General features: G+C 70.0%; 14 protein-coding genes. 6 read left to right on the plus strand and 8 right to left on the minus strand.

All coding sequences use genetic code 11. The features are described from left to right. The first annotated feature begins 31 nt into the window (after positions 1–31). From AC3WQM_RS28300 to AC3WQM_RS28310, 3 genes are read left to right on the plus strand one after another with little or no spacing between them, the layout of a single operon-like run. On the plus strand, positions 32–811 hold the full coding sequence (locus tag AC3WQM_RS28300; RefSeq protein ID WP_492683336.1) for an enoyl-CoA hydratase-related protein: 780 nt from the start codon (positions 32–34) through the stop codon (positions 809–811). 27 nt (positions 812–838) lie between these two features. Further along, entirely contained in the window at positions 839–1,813 is a 975-nt protein-coding gene (locus tag AC3WQM_RS28305; RefSeq protein ID WP_492683337.1) for a Bug family tripartite tricarboxylate transporter substrate binding protein, read from the plus strand. Positions 1,814–1,833: 20 nt separating this feature from the next. Continuing rightward, positions 1,834–3,024, plus strand: coding sequence for a CaiB/BaiF CoA transferase family protein (locus tag AC3WQM_RS28310; RefSeq protein ID WP_492683390.1), 1,191 nt, complete (start codon positions 1,834–1,836; stop codon positions 3,022–3,024). A 12-nt stretch (positions 3,025–3,036) separates the two neighbouring features. Here the strand turns inward: AC3WQM_RS28310 and AC3WQM_RS28315 are convergent, their stop codons facing one another. Continuing rightward, positions 3,037–3,969 (minus strand): LysR family transcriptional regulator, encoded by a 933-nt coding sequence (locus tag AC3WQM_RS28315; RefSeq protein WP_492683338.1) that lies wholly within the window; start codon positions 3,967–3,969, stop codon positions 3,037–3,039. A gap of 130 nt (positions 3,970–4,099) precedes the next feature. Here AC3WQM_RS28315 and AC3WQM_RS28320 point away from each other — a divergent pair, with 130 nt between their 5' ends. Next, positions 4,100–4,498 carry a RidA family protein gene (locus AC3WQM_RS28320; protein ID WP_492683339.1) on the plus strand — a complete coding sequence of 133 codons (399 nt, stop codon included), beginning with the start codon at positions 4,100–4,102 and terminating at the stop codon, positions 4,496–4,498. A 51-nt stretch (positions 4,499–4,549) separates the two neighbouring features. Here AC3WQM_RS28320 and AC3WQM_RS28325 read toward each other — a convergent pair whose 3' ends face one another. After that, the gene (locus tag AC3WQM_RS28325) at positions 4,550–7,375 is read right to left on the minus strand and encodes an ATP-binding protein (RefSeq protein WP_492683340.1); all 2,826 of its coding nucleotides are present in this window, start codon (positions 7,373–7,375) and stop codon (positions 4,550–4,552) included. Positions 7,376–7,429: 54 nt separating this feature from the next. Beyond that, positions 7,430–7,846 carry a nuclear transport factor 2 family protein gene (locus tag AC3WQM_RS28330; protein ID WP_492683341.1) on the minus strand — a complete coding sequence of 139 codons (417 nt, stop codon included), beginning with the start codon at positions 7,844–7,846 and terminating at the stop codon, positions 7,430–7,432. Between the two features lie 232 nt (positions 7,847–8,078). On the opposite strand from AC3WQM_RS28330, the gene AC3WQM_RS28335 reads away from it, so the two are divergent. Both AC3WQM_RS28335 and AC3WQM_RS28340 read left to right on the plus strand, forming a co-directional pair. Then, the gene (locus AC3WQM_RS28335; RefSeq protein ID WP_492683342.1) at positions 8,079–8,873 is read left to right on the plus strand and encodes an alpha/beta hydrolase; all 795 of its coding nucleotides are present in this window, start codon (positions 8,079–8,081) and stop codon (positions 8,871–8,873) included. 96 nt (positions 8,874–8,969) lie between these two features. Further along, on the plus strand, positions 8,970–9,653 hold the full coding sequence (locus tag AC3WQM_RS28340; RefSeq protein WP_492683343.1) for a LuxR C-terminal-related transcriptional regulator: 684 nt from the start codon (positions 8,970–8,972) through the stop codon (positions 9,651–9,653). Here the strand turns inward: AC3WQM_RS28340 and AC3WQM_RS28345 are convergent. The 5 genes from AC3WQM_RS28345 to AC3WQM_RS28365 form a co-directional block, all read right to left on the minus strand. Next, the gene (locus tag AC3WQM_RS28345; RefSeq protein WP_492683344.1) at positions 9,642–11,492 is read right to left on the minus strand and encodes a tannase/feruloyl esterase family alpha/beta hydrolase; all 1,851 of its coding nucleotides are present in this window, start codon (positions 11,490–11,492) and stop codon (positions 9,642–9,644) included. The two genes, AC3WQM_RS28340 and AC3WQM_RS28345, sit on opposite strands and share 12 nt — an antisense overlap. 32 nt (positions 11,493–11,524) lie before the next feature. Then, complete coding sequence (locus AC3WQM_RS28350; protein ID WP_492683346.1) at positions 11,525–12,583, minus strand: porin; 1,059 nt, start codon at positions 12,581–12,583, stop codon at positions 11,525–11,527. Positions 12,584–12,706: 123 nt separating this feature from the next. Further along, positions 12,707–13,675, minus strand: a complete 969-nt coding sequence (locus AC3WQM_RS28355) for a Bug family tripartite tricarboxylate transporter substrate binding protein (protein ID WP_492683347.1) — start codon at positions 13,673–13,675, stop codon at positions 12,707–12,709. A 44-nt stretch (positions 13,676–13,719) separates the two neighbouring features. Next, a complete protein-coding gene (locus AC3WQM_RS28360) occupies positions 13,720–14,916 on the minus strand; it encodes a DUF5624 domain-containing protein (RefSeq protein ID WP_492683349.1) in 1,197 nt (398 codons plus the stop codon). Further along, a complete protein-coding gene (locus AC3WQM_RS28365) occupies positions 14,913–16,025 on the minus strand; it encodes a hypothetical protein (RefSeq protein WP_492683351.1) in 1,113 nt (370 codons plus the stop codon). Before AC3WQM_RS28365 ends, AC3WQM_RS28360 begins: the two co-directional genes overlap by 4 nt.

Here is a 16,025-nt window from a genome sequence, read left to right on the forward strand (position 1 = left end):
GGCGCAATCCCATCACCGACCCGCCTGCACCATGGAAACCTCCACCGAATCCCGCCCTTGCTGCCACGTCGATGTCGATGCCGAAGGCGTCGCCAACGTGCAGTTCGACAACGGCCGCCTCAACCTGCTGACCGCCGAGGCCGCCGCCATCTACACCGAGACGCTGCACGAGCTGCAGTGGCGCGACGACATCCGCCTCATGGTCCTGCGCGGGCGCCCCACGGCCTTCGTGGGCGGGGCCGACATCAAGTTCCTCAAGGACGCGAAGCACCGCGACATCGACGCCTACATCAAGGGCGTGTTCGCGCTGTGCGAGCAGCTGCGCGCCTTGCCGTTTCCCACCATGTCGGTCGTGTCGGGCTACTGCCTGGGCGCCGGCATGGAGGTCGCGACCGTGTGCGACCTGAAGATCGCCGCGAAGGACGCGCGCTTCGGCATGCCCGAGGTCAAGCTCGGCGTGCCCTCGGTCATTCATGGTGCGCTGCTGCCGGGTCTGATCGGCTGGGGCCGCACGCGCGACCTGCTGCTGTCGGGCCGCATGATCGATGCCGACACGGCCTGCAGCTGGGGCCTCATCACCGCGACGGCGCCCGCCGAATCGCTCGAGGACGAAGTTGCCACGTGGCGCCATGAGCTGCTGTCGGGCGCGCCGCAGGCCCTGCGCAACCAGAAGGCGCTGATCCGCAGCTGGGAACGCATGCCCACGCAGGACGCCATCGCCGTCGGCGTCGAGGCGCTGGTGCGCGCCTACGACACGAGCGAGCCCAAGGACTACATCGAGGCCTTCCTGCGCGCGAGAAAGCGCGGCTGAAGCAGCCTCCCAAGGAGACACAGACACATGACAACGATCTCGAAATTCGTGCGCGCCGCCTCCCTCGGTCTGGCGCTGGCCTCGGGGCTTTCCGCGGCCGTCGCGTCCACGTACCCCGACCGCCCCGTGACACTGGTCGTGCCCTTCACGGCCGGTGGCATGACCGACGTGCTCGCCCGCCAGCTGTCGCGCAAGATGCAAGACGAGCTCAAGCAGCCAGCGGTGGTCGAGAACCGCGTGGGCGCGGGCGGCATCATCGGTGCGGAGCGCGTCGCCAAGTCGCGCCCGGACGGGTACACGCTGCTCATCACGACGACGGCGCATGTCGTCAACCCGGCCATCACCAGGCAGCTGCCGTATGACACCGAGAAGGACTTCGTGCCCGTGGCCCTGCTGGCACGCACGCCGAACGTGCTGGTCGTCCATCCCTCGGTGCCGGCGAAGAACCTGCAGGAACTGATCGCGTTCGCGAAGAAGAGCGGCGGCGTGTCCTACGGATCGTCGGGCACCGGCGGTACGACGCACCTGTCGGGCGAGCTGCTGGCGGCCCGCACGGGCGCGCCGTTCCTGCACGTGCCCTACAAGGGCACGGCGCTGGCGGTGAACGACGTGCTGGGCGGACAGATCCACGCGGCCTTCGTCGATGCGCTCACGGCGGTGAAGTACGTCGAGAGCCAGAAGCTGCGCGCCATCGCCGTGTCGACCGCGCAGCGCAACCCCTCACTGCCCGACGTGCCCACCATCGCCGAGCAAGGCGTGCCCGGCTACGAGACCGAAATCTGGATCGGCCTGTATGCGCCGCGCGGCACGCCGCCCGCGATCGTGCAGCAGCTCAACCGCATCGCCATCGGCGCGATGAGCGAGCCGGCATTCAAGGAAATGCTGGCAAGTCAGGGCACGGCGCCAGGCACGATGGATGCCGTGGCTTTCGCGGCCTTCGTGAAGCGCGAGATCGCCAAGTGGCAGGCCATCGTGCGCGACGCGCGCATCGAGCCGCAATGAAGGAGGGCGGCGTGACGACGATGGCACGGCCTCTCTCAGGTGTCCGCATCCTCGATCTGACGAGCGTCATCATGGGGCCGTACGCCACGCAGATGCTCGCGGAGTACGGCGCCGACGTGATCAAGGTCGAGCCGCCCGAGGGCGACATCATGCGCGGCATGGGGCCGGTGCGCGAAGAGGGCATGGGGCCGGTCTTTCTCAACCTGAATCGCGGCAAGCGCAGCCTGTGCCTCGACCTGAAGGCGCCCGAAGCGGCCGACACGCTGCTGCGCGCGGTGGCCACGGCCGACGTGTTCATCACCAACATGCGACAGGGCGCGCTCGCGCGCCTCGGGCTGGGATGGGACGACCTGAAGCGGCACCACCCGAAGCTGATCTACGTTTTCCTGTCGGGCTTCGCGCAGGACGGTCCGTACGCGGGCCGCCCCGCGTACGACGACCTGATCCAGGGCATGGTGGGCCTGCCCGCGCTCGTGGCCGCCGCCGGCGACGGCGAGCCACAGTACCTGCCGCTGAACATCGCCGACAAGACCATGGGCCTGTTCGCCGCGCAGACCGTGCTGGCCGCGCTGCTGCAGCGCCACCGGAACGACGCACAGGCCCAGGGCCAGTTCATCGAAGTGCCGATGTTCGAGACCATGGCGAACTTCGTGCTGCTCGATCACATGGCCGGCGCGAGCTTCGAGCCGCCGCTGGGGCAGCCCGGAAACCCGAGGCTGTTGTCGCGCTACCGCAAGCCTTACCGCACACAGGACGGATGGCTGAGCACGCTGCTCTACACCGACAAGCATTGGGAAAGCTTCCTGCGGCTGGTGGGGCAGGAGGCGCTGTGGCACAGCGACCCGCGCTTTCGCACCATGGCCAGCCGCACCCAGCACATCGACGCGGTGTATGCCTTCGTGGAGCAGCACATCGCGCAGCACCCGACGGCGCACTGGCTGGAGGTCCTGTTGGCGGCGGACATTCCGGTGGCATGCATTCCCGGCGTCGAGGCCCTCATCCGCGAGTTGCGCGACAGCGAGAGCGGCCCGGTGCGGGACTACGCCGACGCGCGCGGCCACACCTACGTCGGCCTGGAGCCGGCGGCGCGCTGGCTGCATGCGCAGCCGGTGGCGGGGAGGGCGGCGCCCCGGCTCGGCGAGCACACGGAGGAGCTGCTGCGGGAGCTGTCGGCAGAGTCTGTCCAGCCACGAACAGCAGCGACAACGTGAGGGGTCGTCGGCTCAGAGCGGCGGGCCCGGGCGAACGATGACCGGCGCATGCTGCGCCATCAGCCCGGCGACCCACTCGATGAACGCGCGCAGCTTGGCGCTCACATGCCGGTTCGGCGCGAACGCCACGTACAGCGGCATCGGATCGAGCTGCCAGTCTTCGAACAGCGGCACCAGTTCGCCGCGCGCCCGGTGCGGCGCGGCCATGTAGTCCGGCAGCCAGAGGATGCCCAGGCCCGCCAGCCCCGCTGCGAGGTAGGCATTGCCGTCGTCGACCGAGAGCACGTAGCGACCCTGCACGTCGACGCGCTCGCCGCCCCGGCGCATGGCGTACGGAAAGGTCTTGCCGTGGCGCGACCACAGGAAGCCGACGATGCGGTGGTGCGTGTCTTCCAGCTCGCGCGGGTGCGTCGGCGCGCCGGCCAGCTCAAGATAGCCCGGCGCCGCATAGACCCCGAGCTGCAGGTCGCCCACGCGGCGGGCCATGAGCGAGGGGTCGGTGAGCTCGCCGCCGCGCACGACGCAATCGACGTTCTCGCCGATCACATCGACCATGCGGTCGCTCACGCCCATGTCGAGCTGGATGTCGGGGTAGCGCGCATGAAAGGCCGGCAGCGCGGGCACCAGGATCATGCGGGCCAGCGGGCTGGGCACGTCCACCCGCAGGCGGCCGCGGGGCAGGGCGGCGGCGCCCGACAGGCTGGTCTCGGCATCGTCAAGGTCGGCCAGCAGCCGCACCGCACGCTCGTAGTACGCCGCGCCATCGGCCGTGACGTTGACCTTGCGTGTGGTGCGGTTGAGCAGCTTCACACGCAGCCGCGCCTCCAGCTGCTGCACGAGCTGGGTCACGCTGGTCTTGCTCATGTGCAGCGTGTCGGCGGCCTTGGTGAAGCTGCCGGCTTCCACCACGCGGGTGAAGGCCTGCATTGCATCGAAACGGTCCATGGGAGGGCTCCTGCGGGGCGATTGTTTGGGATCTGCAAACAGTGATTGTTGGCTTTGCCCATTTATCGATGGCGCGTGGCTTCCTAAAGTCTCTGCATCGTCCTCACTCACCGCAGAAAGAAAACACCCCATGGCCTCCTCGCGCGACGTCGTTTTTCCACCCGGGCGCCAAGCGCTCTACGAACGCAACCGCTATTCGCCGGCCGTTCGCGCCAACGGCTTCCTGTTCGTGTCGGGGCAGGTCGGCAGCCGCGAAGACGGTTCGCCGGAGCCTGAACTGGAGGCGCAGGTGCGGCGCGCCTTCGACAACCTGAACGCGATCCTGAAAGCCGCAGGCTGCAGCTTCGACGACGTGGTCGACGTGACGGTCTTCATCGTCGACCCGGAATCGAACTTCGAAACGATCTGGAAACTGGTGCCCGAGTACTGGGGCGAAGCGCCACACCCGACGCTGACCGGCATCGGCGTGACGTGGCTGTATGGGTTTCAGTTCGAGATCAAGGTGATTGCGAAGCTGCCGCAGACCTGATTCGGGGAAGCTTCGCGGTGGCCTGAAACGAAGCCCTGGCGGCCGGATCGCTCAACGCAACAGGCTTCGCGCCGCGACCAGGTCCGCTGAAGTCTCGTCGCCCGCCGCGATGACATGCGGGCGCAGCAACGGGTCGGCCTCCTCGGCATGGCCCATGTGGACCAGCAACTGCGCCAGCGCCACGGCCGCGCGCACCTGCAAAGGCTTCACGCCCTGCGACCGGGCCACGGCCATGGCCGACAGGTAGCTCTCGCGGGCTTCCTCGGGCCGTCCCGCGGCCACCAGCACGCGCCCGCGGGTCGTGAGCAGTTCGGACAGGCGCAGGCGGTCGCCGCCCGTCTCGATGCGCTGCGCGATGTCGTCGCACAGCGTGAGGCTCGCGGCGTGCAGCGACAGGTCGGACAGGCCGCGCGCCATGGTGGTCAGGAACACGGTGGTGACCATTTCGTAGCGGCTGACCCGCAGCGTCTCGACCGCGCGGCGGATGAGCTCCACGCCTTCGGCCGGGCGCCCCTCGATCACCAGGATCTGCCCGCGCGTGGCGCTTGCGATGCCGAGGTAGGGCGTGAGCGAATGGCGCCGGGCCACGGCCTCGACGGTGTCGGCCAATTCGCGGATCTTCGCGACGTTGCCCAGGTGGACATGCACCGAGCCGGCCCAGATGAGGGCGATGCAGTACGTGACCGCATGGCCGCAGTCGCGTGCCTTGGCGATCGTCTCGTCCGCCACCGCGACGGCCTCGGCATAGTGCCCCGTGAGCCACAGGCTGCGCGCCACGCCGCACATGGCGCGGATGTAGTAATCGAAGCCCAGCCGCGAGGTGGTGTCGGTCGACGGGCCTGCGCCGCTGCTGGCCACCCGCTGCCAGTGGCCCATGGCTTCCTGCACATGGCCGACGAGGTGCAGCGCGACGCCCATCAGCGAATCGACGATGGCCCGGCATTCCGGGTCGTCCAGCGCGGGCAGGAGCGCCTGGGCCTTGCGCGCGGTCGCCAGCGCCTCGGTGAAGCGTCCGTCGCGGTGCAGCAGCAGGGCGTGGCCGTTGAGCAGGTGCAGGGTCGCGCGCGGGTCGCCCAGGTCTTCCGACACCTGGATGCCGCGGCGAAAGGCGGTGTCGGCCTCGTCGCCGTCGCCCCCGATGAACATGAGCGATTGCCCCAGCGCACCGCGCAGGCGAACCTCGGCGTGAGAGCCGACGCACTCGGGTGGCATGCGGTCGAGCGCGGCCTGCGCCCAGCGCGCGCATTCCTTCAGCAGCGACAGCTGCAGCAGCAATGGGCAGAACGAGGCCGCCAGCTCGACCGCCGCGGCCGGGTGCGCGCCGTCGCGAAAGTGGAACGCCATGGCAGCACCCAGGTTCGGCAGCTCCAGCCGGACCGTGTCGAGGGCCTCCTTGCCGAGCGGATGCGCGGCCTGCCGCGTGGCCCATCGCCCGTAGAAACGAGAGAAGCGCTCGGCCAGAGCCTGGGCTTCGCCGCTGAGCTCGAGCCGCTTGCCGCCGTACGACTTCGTCGTGTCCAGCAGGCCATAGCGCAGCGCGGCGCCGCCCGCATCGACATTGACGAGCGACTTCGAGACCAGCCCGGCCAGCAACTCGACACCTTCCGAGGGATCGCTGTCGAAGCAGCACACGTCCAGCGCCGCATCGAGCGCGAAGCTGCCGGCGAACACCGACAGGCGCCGCAGCAGGCGCTTCTCGCTGTCGGTGAGCAGCTGGAAGCTCCAGTCGAGCGTGGCCCCGAGCGTCTGGTGGCGCGGCACGGCCGTGCGCCGCCCGTGCCACATGAGCCTGGCACTCGCATCGAAATGCGAGGTGATGGCCTGCAGGCCCAGGGCCTCGATGCGTCCCGCCGCCAGCTCGATCGCGAGGGCGATGCCGTCGAGTTCGCGGCACAGCTGCGAGGCCAGCAGAGCGTCGCTGTCTTTCAGCTCGAAGCCCGCGCCGCTGGCCGCCGCGCGTTCCACGAACAGCTGCACGGCGGGATAGGCCAGCGCCGCCCGGGCGGTGGCGCCTTCGCCCGGAGGGGGAAAGGCCAGCGGCGGCAGGCGGTAGACGAACTCGCCCTCGGCACGCAGCGCCTCGCGGCTGGTGGCCAGGATGTGAACGAAGGGGCAGTGGCGAACAAGCCATTCGGTCAGCTCCGCTGCGGCCACGATGACGTGCTCGCAGCAGTCCAGCACGATCAGCGCCTTGCGCTCGGCCAGGTGGGCGGCGATGAGCGGCAGCTCGTCCTGGCCGTTCTGCAGACCGACCGCATGGGCCACGGCCGCGCGGATGGAGCCCATGGCGCCGACCTGCGCGAGGTCCACGAAGTGCACGTCGTGCGCGAAGTGCTCCGCCGCAGCCTGGATCGATGCGACGGCGACCGTCGTCTTGCCGATGCCACCGGCGCCGACCACCGAGACCAGCCGCCGCTGCAGCAGGGCGGTGACGATGGCGTCGATGTCGCCGCCGCGTCCCACGATCGTCGAGCCCAGCGCGGGCAGGGCCGTGCCGGGGCGGGCCGTGGGCGCAGGGACCTCGGCGCCATGGCTCTGGCGCTCGACGGCGGCAACGAAGGTGTAGCCCTTGTTGGCCGTGTTCACGACGTAGCGCGTGCCCGCGACGCCGTCGCCCAGGGCCTTGCGCACCGCGTGCATGTGAAAGCGCAGGCTGCCTTCGTCCACCACCACGTCGCGCCACACGCGCGCGAGCAGGTCGTTCTTGCTGACGACGGCGCCTGCGTTCTCGACCAGCACGACGAGCAGGTCGAGGGCCCGGCCGCCCAGGCGCACCGGCACGCCGTCCCGCTGCAGCAGGCGTTCGTCGGGCGAAAGGAGGAACGGTCCGAAGGTGGCTTGCCACCGGGCAGCGGGCGGGGTGGCGGGGCGATTCACGATAAGAAGATCAGGCGTGGACCAGGCGGTAAATTCTACGGCGGGGCCTGCGTTTCATGGGACCTTCCGGATGTCCGCTTCCTCGTCGTCGTCGCGCACCATGAGCAGCTGGAGGCGAACGATTTTCTCGTCCTGGATGGTGAAGTAGATGTCCACCATCACGGGCTGCGACATGCCGGCCACCGCGAAGTCGCCGCGCAACCCGGCGGCCAGGATCACGACGTCGTAGTGCCGGCGCACGTCCATCGCCGTGATGTGCACCCGCTCGCCGATGATCTCGCGCTCGAGCCATTCGCAGATGGCGTGGATGCCCCAGAAATTGCGCAGCTGGTCGTTCACCTGCGCATCGGGTGCAAACAGGCCGATCACGGCGCGCAGGTCGCCGCCGTTGACGGCGGCGATGAAGTCGCTGACGACGCGGTGGGCGTCCGGCGGGAGTTCCGGCGTGCCGGAGTCGGAAGAGGTGTCCATGGTTCGATCCGCAAGGCCTTCGCGCCATCTTGCGCGTTCGCGGGGCGGCCGCGCGTTAGTTCTTGTTAGGGCCTTGCGGGGCGCGAGACGAGGGCGCACCACGCACCCCTCTCCAAGGAGGTAGCCGCGAAGAGAGGCGCCGTGGCCCCGCTGCGCGCCGACGATGCCTGCAGGCCAGCGCCACCGGTTCTCGGCGGCGGGCCGCAACCCCTCAACCCTGGAGTTCGTCATCATGAAACTGAAGACCCGTGCATTGCTTGCCCCTCTGTTCGCCGCCCCGCTCGTGCTGGGCATCGTCGCCGCCAGTCCGGCCGCCAACGCCGCCACCGGCGACCGCATCAACAACGTGGTCCTGGTGCACGGCGGCTTTGTCGACGGCGGCGGCTGGGAGCCCGTCTACAAGCTGCTGAAGGCCAAGGGCTACAACGTCAGCATCGTGCAGAACCCGACGATCTCGTTCGCCGGCGACGTGGCCGCCACGAAGGCCGTGCTCGACGCGCAGGACGGCCCCGTCGTTCTCGTGGGTCACTCGTACGGCGGCGCGGTGGTCACCGAAGCCGGCAACGACCCGAAGGTGTCGCGCCTGGTCTACATCGCCGCCTTCGCGCCGGACAAGGGCGAATCGGTCAAGACCCTGATCTCGAACCCGGTGCCGGGCGCGCCCGTGCCGCCGATCCTGCCGCCGGTGAACGGCTTCCTGATGCTGGACAAGGTCAAGTTCGCGGGCGCCTTCGCCGGCGACCTGCCGGCCGAGCGGGCCGCGTTCCTTGCCAATGCCCAGGTGCCCTGGAGCGTCGAGGCCCTGACGGGCGAGGTCACGACCGCGGCGTGGAAGACCAAGCCCAGCTGGTACCTCGTGGCGACCGACGACAAGATGATCCCGCCGCCCGCGCAGCGCCTCATGTCCCAGCGCGCCGGCGCCACGGTGGTCGAGACGCGCGGCAGCCATGCCGTGTACGAGTCGAAGCCCTCGGCCGTGGCCTCGATCATCGAGAAGGCGGCGCTGGCGAAGGTGCAGCCGCAGTAAGGCCGGGCCGCCAACAAGCTCTAACTGGACCGGCGCACGCCGGAGGCCGAGCATCTCCTTCGGATCGACGCCGTCGTCGATCGCGAAGGAGATGCCATGTGGAATCGTCCGTTGGAACCCGTGAACGTCCTGGTCTGGCTGGCCGAGCCGCTGCTGCGGGCCGGCGTGCGCGCCACGCTCTTCGGCGCCGGGCTGCCGTGGCTGGCCGAGAGCCTGCCGTCGGCGGCGCAGCGCGGCGGCCATGTCGTCGTGACGGACTGGTCTTCCGGCCTGCGCCTGGCGCACCGCGATGCCGAGCCCGGGCTCCCATCGCTGCAGGCGCATTCGAAGATCCTGGTCATCGCCCCGCGGGCGCGCGAGTGCGCCGCGGCCTCGGCGCTGCGTGCCGGTGTCGACGGCCTGGTGCTGTCCAGCTGCACGCCCGACGAGCTGGTGCTGGCCATCCGTTCGCTGGCCGAAGGTGCGCGCTACGTGTGCCCCGAGGTGGCGCAGCGCGTGGCGGCGCGCGACCCCGGCGGGCAGCTGACGCTGCGCGAGGACCAGGTGCTGCGGCTGCTGGCGCGCGGCCAGTGCAACAAGACCATCGCGCGCCAGCTCGGCATCGCGGTCGGCACGGTGAAGACGCATGTCAAGGGCGTCCTGGCCAAGCTCGGCGCGTCGTCGCGCACGGAAGCGGCGAGCATCGCGGCGGAAAAAGGGATGGTGGAGATCCCCGAGTTCCGCAGCCGTCGCGCCGCATGGCCGCCAGGCCCCGCTGGCGCTGCGCAGCTACCGGCATGAGAAGCTGGCCGCGCTGGTGATGCTGCCGCTGTCGTAGGCCGGCATGCGCGGGTAGGCGCACATCAGGCCGCTGGCCGCGGGCGCGGTGGCGGGTGTGTTCAGCGCGACCTGGTCGGGCGGCGCGATGCCTTTCTCGACCCAGTCGGTCAGCGCCTGGTAGTTGAGCGCCTCCGGGTACAGCGGCGGGTTGGCCTGCGCATTGGCCGTGCCGTTGGTCGGAAAGTGCCCCATGCCCGGGATCAGGTAGAGCTTGTAGAAGCCCTGCACGGCAGGCAGGCCGCCCATCTGCGCGGCCACGCGCCGGTAGTAGTCGATGGCGCCCGCATGCGGGATCAGCTGGTCGGACGACCCCATGACGGTGATCAGCTTGCCGCCGCGGTCGCGAAAGCGGCTCAGGTCGGGGTGGTCCGTGTCGATGTCCGAGAACTGCGGCTGCAGGGCGCGCCCACGCTCGCCCATGTCGGCCAGTTGCGCGTAGCTAAGGTTCTTCCAGCCGTTCGCGCCATTGCCGGTCGCGTTCACGAAGCTCGGGCCGGCGCGGGTCGGGTCCTGCAGGAACAGGGCCGCCATGTCCGAGGCGATGAAGAACGGGGCCGGCCCGGCCACCAGGCCCAGGTTCGCGCCGCGCGGCAGGCCCCACCACAGCTGCTGGGGCGACAGCGTCACGCCCATGCCGTTGTCGACGGCCGGGTCGGGCACCGAACCGTCGGCCGTCGGGCCGAACCACATCTTGTTGACGGCGTTCGCCTGCACGGTGCTCAGGCAGTCTGCCGTGGTGTTGGTGCCGCCGTCGGCGGTGCACAGCAGGGCCGTGTCCTTGGTGGGGTCGTAGCGGCATTGCGCCGGGTCCAGCAGGTAGCCCAGGTGCTGGCCGCCCACGAGGTCGCAGGCGTTGAGCGCCGCCATCGAGACGGCGCTGGACTGCCCGGCGCTGAGCGGCACGCCGCCCAGGTCGCGCTGGATCACGATCTGCGGATAGAGCGCGCCGATGGAAAAGCGCGACCAGTTGATGGCCGGCGAGGTGGCGATGATGCCGTCGAAGTCTTCGGGGTACTTCTGCGCCTGCTTCAGGCCCTGGCGTCCGCCGGTGGAGCCGCCGTGCCAGTAGGTGTAGCGCGCGGGCGCGGCGAAATAGGCGGCGGCCAGGGCCTTCGCCTTCAGCGTCATCTGGTGGATGCCGCGCTCGGCGAACTCGTTCCAGCCCACGGTGTTGACGCTGCCGTCGGGGTTCATCAGGAAGCTCGAGTTGCCGGCGGGGTGGCCGGTGTCGGTCGTTGCCGCCACCGCGCCTTCCTCGCCCGCCACGCGCCATGGGGAGGCCGTGGGCGCATCGGCGAAGGCCGTGAGCGAGCTCTGAGGACCACCGGCCATGGCAGCGCCGCCGAGCAGGTGCAGGCGCCGGTTCCACTTGGCCGCCGCAGGCAGCCAGACCTCGATGCCGATGCCCCGCGTGGTCGAGGGCGCATCGGCGGGGCCGGCATGGCCCGGCCCGACCAGCAGCTTGACCAGGCACAGGTCCGACGCGGCGACGGGCGTGCTGCCCGTGGCCGTGCCCGACAGCAGCAGCGCCTCGCCCGCCTTGAAGGCTTTGACCAGCAGCACCTGCGTGTCGGCATCGGGCTGGAACGCGGTCTTCAACGAGTCGTCGCAGGCCAGCGGTGCCGGCGACGCGGCCGGTGGCGGTGCGGGGGAGGGCGCGGGCGGCGGCACGAAGCCGAAGAGGCCGCCGCCCCCACCGCCGTTGCCGCCGCCGCAGGCCACGAGCGCGGCGCACAGGCCGCCGGCGGCGATGCGTGCGCTGGCGCGCAGCAGGGCGTGGATGTCGATCATCTTGTCCATGAGGCCTCCGGGTTCGAGCGGTGAGAAAGCGATCAGAAGTTGTGCGAGATGCCGAACTGCAGCCCGCGCGCCGGACGGCCCGGCGTGCTGGCCGGCGACGAGTCGGCCACCACGTAGGCCGCGTTGCCGCGGTTGCGCACGAGCGAGTAGGTGCCGTACAGCGCGGTGCGCTTGCTGAGGTAGTGCACGTAGCCGACGGCGTATTGCGTGGCGTCGTCGTTGTCCAGGCCGCCCGGGCCGGAGCGGTTGGAGCGCGCCACCGAGGCCTTGATCACGCCCGGGCCGACCGGCACGCTCACGCCCAGCAGCGTGTTGACCTGTTTGTCGCCTTCGGTTTTCTGCCGGTAGTAGTTCGCGTAGAGCTTCACGGGGCCGAAGTCGTAGGTGCCGCCGATGCTCGCCACGCGGTAGTCGTTGGGGCCGACCGGCGTCACGCCGTAGGCCAGTGCGACGTCGGCCGTGCCGTTGCTCCAGCCCACGCGCCCGCCGCGGTAGCGCGCGCCTTCCTGGCCTTCGGGCAGGGCGTACATCGCCTGGCCGTAGAAGCCGCCCAGGCCCTTGGGCAGGAAGTAGCCCACGGAGTTGTTGGCGCGCGCCAGCGTGCGCGCACCGCCCAGGCCGAAGGGCCAGCCTTCGATGATGTTGGCCGAGCCGCCCACGCCCACGGTGCCGAAGGGCGAGAACTGCGAGATGTTCCAGAAGGTGGGCGTGTAGTCGCGACCGAGCCGCAACTCGCCGAAGCTGTTGTGCGACAGGCTCAGCGTGGAGCGGCGATGAAAGCCGGTGCCCTGGATCTCGCCCGTGTCGGGCAACAGCGCCATCTCCAGCCAGAAGCTCGCGGCCAGCCCGCCGCCCAGATCTTCCGTGCCGCGAAAGCCCAGGCGGCTGGGGAAGATGTTGCCGCCCTGGTCCATCGACTTGACCGAGCGCCCGTCGCTCTTGGAGTAGGTGATGTTCATGTCCAGCGTGCCGAACAGCTGGACGCTCGATTGCGCCGTGGCGCCCGCGCTGGCGGCCATGCACAACGCACCGGCGACGGTGTGCGGCAGCCGTCGGTGCAGGCGTTGAAAGGGGTGGTGGGTGATCCTCATGTCTCTATCTCCTTGTTGTAGAAATGGCGTGCGTCGGCACACGGCGCCTGCAGGGAAGGCGCCGCGGCGTGAAAACTGCGGAAGAAAAAGGGCGCGGCCGTCAGCCGCGCGGGGGCATCGTGGTCAGTCGATGCGGATGTTCTTGGCCTTGATCAGCCGGCCCATGGCCTGCGATTCGCGGTCGATGGCGGCCGCGGCCTCGGCGGGCGTGCTGCCGATCGGGTCGAGGCCGGCGTCGCTGAGCAGCTTGCCCATCTCGGGCGAATGCGTGATGGCGACGATCTCCTTGTGCAGCCGCTCCACGATGGCCGGCGGCGTCTTGGCCGGCACCCAGAAGCCCAGCCAGGTGAACACCTCCACGCCCGGGTAGCTTTCCGACAGCGTGGGCACGTTGGGCAGCGCCGCACTGCGCTTGCTGCCGGTGTAGGCCAGGGCCTTGAGCCGCCCCGCCTTGATGTTCGGCAGCGCCGACACGGGCGGCTCGAAGCCCAGCTGCACCTGGCCGGCGATCAGGTCCGGCGCGGCGCTCTGCTTGTAGGGCACGTGCAGCAGCTCGATGTCGGCCGCGTCCTGGAACAGCTCGAAGCCCAGGTGCGAGGTGGTGCCCGAGCCGTACGACGCGAACGAGATCCTGCCCGGCTCCTTCTTGGCGAGTGCGACCAGCTCGGGGATGGTCTTCGCCGGCATCGCGGGGGTGGCCACGATGAACGAGCCGCCCTTGAGCGCCTGCGTGACGGGCACGAGGTCGTGCTTCGCGTCGTAGGGCATCTTCGAGAGCAGGTACGGCGTCATGGTGAACGGGTTGCTCGTCGAGAACAGCACCGTGTAGCCGTCGGGCGCGGCCTTGGCGACCGCGTCGGTGCCGATGGAGGCCAATGCACCGGGCCGGTTCTCGACCACCACGGGCGTGTTGAGCGCGCGGCTGAGGCGGTCGGCGTAGGCGCGTGCGAACAGGTCGGAGCCGACGCCCACCGGCGTGGGCGTGATGATCTTGATCGGGCGCGAAGGCCACGGTGTGCCCTGGCCCCAGGCGGAGGCGAGCATGCACGACGTGGCCAGCACGGCGAGCAGCGGGTGAACGAGTCTTTTCATGGGTTGTCTGTCTCCGGTGTTTCTTGTGTTTGAGCTGATGGCGCTCAGGCGGCGTCTGGCAGCGGCGGGTAGTCCATGCGGTCCAGGCCCGGCACCGTCACCCGCGCCGGGTCGTTGCCGTTCGCCTGCAGCTGCTCGACGGCGTAGTCGGTCACGCAGCCCGAGAGCAATTGGCGCGGGTCTTCGAGCACCACGCGCAGCCGCGTGTTGAGCGCGCGCCAGTCGTCCGGCCCGGCAATGGCCGGCATCTCGGCCACCGCGCGGGTGTCGGCATCGAGCACGGGGCGCACGGTCGAACCCGGTTCGTAGCGCGGGTAGCCGTCGTACATGAGCGAGCCCAGTTCGCTCACGGCGCGCGTGTGGGCCCACAGCTGGCGCATCGGCGTCTCGAAGGCGCGCACGGCGGCCACGTCGGCGCCGGGCTGGAACTCGCCGCCGACGTGCGGCGCGATGAAGAGCCGGTCGAGCGAGAGCGTGTGGCGCGAGGCGCCGAGGATCATGGCGCACACCGAATTGGTGGTCCAGGTCACGCCGGCAGTGGGCCGGCCCTGGCGCCCGACGACCAATGCCATCGCGCGCGACCAGTCGATGGCATGCCCGTCGAGCCAGCCGATCACGCGGTGGCTGATGTCCATGCCGACGAGGAAGAAGGTCGCGATCATCACGGCGTTCATCGGCACCGTGGCGCCGACGGCGCTGCCCGTGCCTTCGAGGTAGTGCGTGCGCATGTCTTCGGGCGTGAAGAGGGCGGGCTGTTCGAGCACGCGCTCGAGGTAGCGCTCGGTGAGCACGCACGAGTAGTGCACCAGCTCGGCGATCTTCTGCTCGCGCCCGCGGTAGGCCGGCACGGCGATCGTGTCGCGCCACAGGGCGACCGAGTTGGCTTCGCGCGCGATGCGCGTGGCCACCAGCAGCCGCTCGGCTTCCTTGCGCCACAGCGGACCGTCGGGGTCGACCATGCGCATCTTGAGGATCGACGCCACGGCCGGCCCGTGGTGCGAGATGCCCGCCAGCTCCTTGAAGCCGCGCGTGGACAGGCGAAAGCCCTGCACCTCGGGGTCGCGGCCGTTGCCGGGGAACAGCACCACGTCGGCGCTGGTGGCGACGATGAGCGGGTCGCCCGCCGTTGCGGCGCCGGTCAGCGCGGCCAGGTTCGCGCCGATGCCTTGCGGCCCGCCGGTGTAGATTTCGAAGAGCCGCAACAGCTCGGGGCTCTGGTGGGGGTTGGCAGGGGCGTTCATGCAAGCTCCTTGTCTGCCGCGAGGTCGAGCCGGTACACGCGGCTCGGCGTGCGAAAGCGCACCTCGCCGCTGAGGCTGTTCGTGACCACGAGGTAGCGCTGGCCTTGCGCTTCGAAGCAGGTCGCGTCGGTGCCGCCGGAGGTCGGAAACTCGGCGACGGGCACGAGCTGCCCTTGCGCCATGCGGTAGACCACCGACTGCAGCTGCGGAATCGGCGCCTCGCGCGTGCCGTGCAGGAAGTTGACCTGCACCAGCCGGCCGCCGTCCGCCGTGGCGATCCATTCGAACTCGCGCCCGCCCGGGCCGCTGAGCACCTGGTGCGGCACGAAGCGGCCGTCGCTCCAGCGCAGCAGCATGGTGTTGTCATGCAGGCAGGCGAACACGAACCAGGTGGCGCCTTCCGCCTCGAAGCAGCAGAAGGCGCGCCCGCTCTTGCCCTCGAAGGTCTGGAACGGCTCGAAGGCCTCGCCGTTCCATCGCAGCACGTGCGAAGGCACGGCCTGGTCGGCATACGCGAGCAGCTGCTGGCCGCCCACCTCGATGAAGGCCCAGTTGTAGCCCCAGCCCGAATGCACCGTCTGGAACTTGACGAAGCGCTCGCCGTCCCATTCGAAGATGCACGACTCGGCGCCCGGCGCGAGCGGCGTGTCGCCGTGGGTCACGCCTTGTGCGAGCGCGAGGAAGTGGCGCTCGCCGATCTGGAAGTGGGCCCACTGCTTGGCGGCCGAGGTGGGCACGCGCTGGAAGACCTCGAAGCGGCCGTCGATCACTTCGAAGATCGTCGAGTGCGTGTCCAGTGCATACGGCCCCGATCCGGTGCGCAGGCTGGCGGTGGCCAGGAAGGCACGCGTGCCGATGCGAAAGAACGCGGCATCTTCGCCGCCCGGCACCGCAAGGCGCGTGTGTTCCACGAAGCGGCCGTCGTCCCACCGGTAGACCAGCGCATCGACGTCGCTGTTGCCCAGCGTCATCTGCGCGGGCTGGCCGGCAACGTCCTGGGCCAGTTGCGGCACCACGAGGTAGCGCGTGCCGTCGTGTTCGAAGACCTCGGCGGCGCGCGCGCCCGAGGTGTCCAGTTCCTGGATGCAGTGCATGGTGATGTCGGACAT

The organism is Variovorax sp. FW301-JW7 (genome assembly GCF_058788795.1).

What these genes read in the sequence shown, in the direction of transcription:
- AC3WQM_RS28360 (WP_492683349.1), bottom strand. Translation starts at nt 14,916, where the DNA reads ATGAACGCCCCTGCCAACCCCCACCAGAGCCCCGAGCTGTTGCGGCTC.
- AC3WQM_RS28340 (WP_492683343.1), top strand. Translation starts at nt 8,970, where the DNA reads ATGTGGAATCGTCCGTTGGAACCCGTGAACGTCCTGGTCTGGCTGGCC.
- AC3WQM_RS28305 (WP_492683337.1), top strand. Translation starts at nt 839, where the DNA reads ATGACAACGATCTCGAAATTCGTGCGCGCCGCCTCCCTCGGTCTGGCG.
- AC3WQM_RS28320 (WP_492683339.1), top strand. Translation starts at nt 4,100, where the DNA reads ATGGCCTCCTCGCGCGACGTCGTTTTTCCACCCGGGCGCCAAGCGCTC.
- AC3WQM_RS28355 (WP_492683347.1), bottom strand. Translation starts at nt 13,675, where the DNA reads ATGAAAAGACTCGTTCACCCGCTGCTCGCCGTGCTGGCCACGTCGTGC.
- AC3WQM_RS28345 (WP_492683344.1), bottom strand. Translation starts at nt 11,492, where the DNA reads ATGGACAAGATGATCGACATCCACGCCCTGCTGCGCGCCAGCGCACGC.
- AC3WQM_RS28300 (WP_492683336.1), top strand. Translation starts at nt 32, where the DNA reads ATGGAAACCTCCACCGAATCCCGCCCTTGCTGCCACGTCGATGTCGAT.
- AC3WQM_RS28350 (WP_492683346.1), bottom strand. Translation starts at nt 12,583, where the DNA reads ATGAGGATCACCCACCACCCCTTTCAACGCCTGCACCGACGGCTGCCG.
- AC3WQM_RS28330 (WP_492683341.1), bottom strand. Translation starts at nt 7,846, where the DNA reads ATGGACACCTCTTCCGACTCCGGCACGCCGGAACTCCCGCCGGACGCC.
- AC3WQM_RS28315 (WP_492683338.1), bottom strand. Translation starts at nt 3,969, where the DNA reads ATGGACCGTTTCGATGCAATGCAGGCCTTCACCCGCGTGGTGGAAGCC.
- AC3WQM_RS28335 (WP_492683342.1), top strand. Translation starts at nt 8,079, where the DNA reads ATGAAACTGAAGACCCGTGCATTGCTTGCCCCTCTGTTCGCCGCCCCG.
- AC3WQM_RS28365 (WP_492683351.1), bottom strand. Translation starts at nt 16,025, where the DNA reads ATGTCCGACATCACCATGCACTGCATCCAGGAACTGGACACCTCGGGC.
- AC3WQM_RS28310 (WP_492683390.1), top strand. Translation starts at nt 1,834, where the DNA reads ATGGCACGGCCTCTCTCAGGTGTCCGCATCCTCGATCTGACGAGCGTC.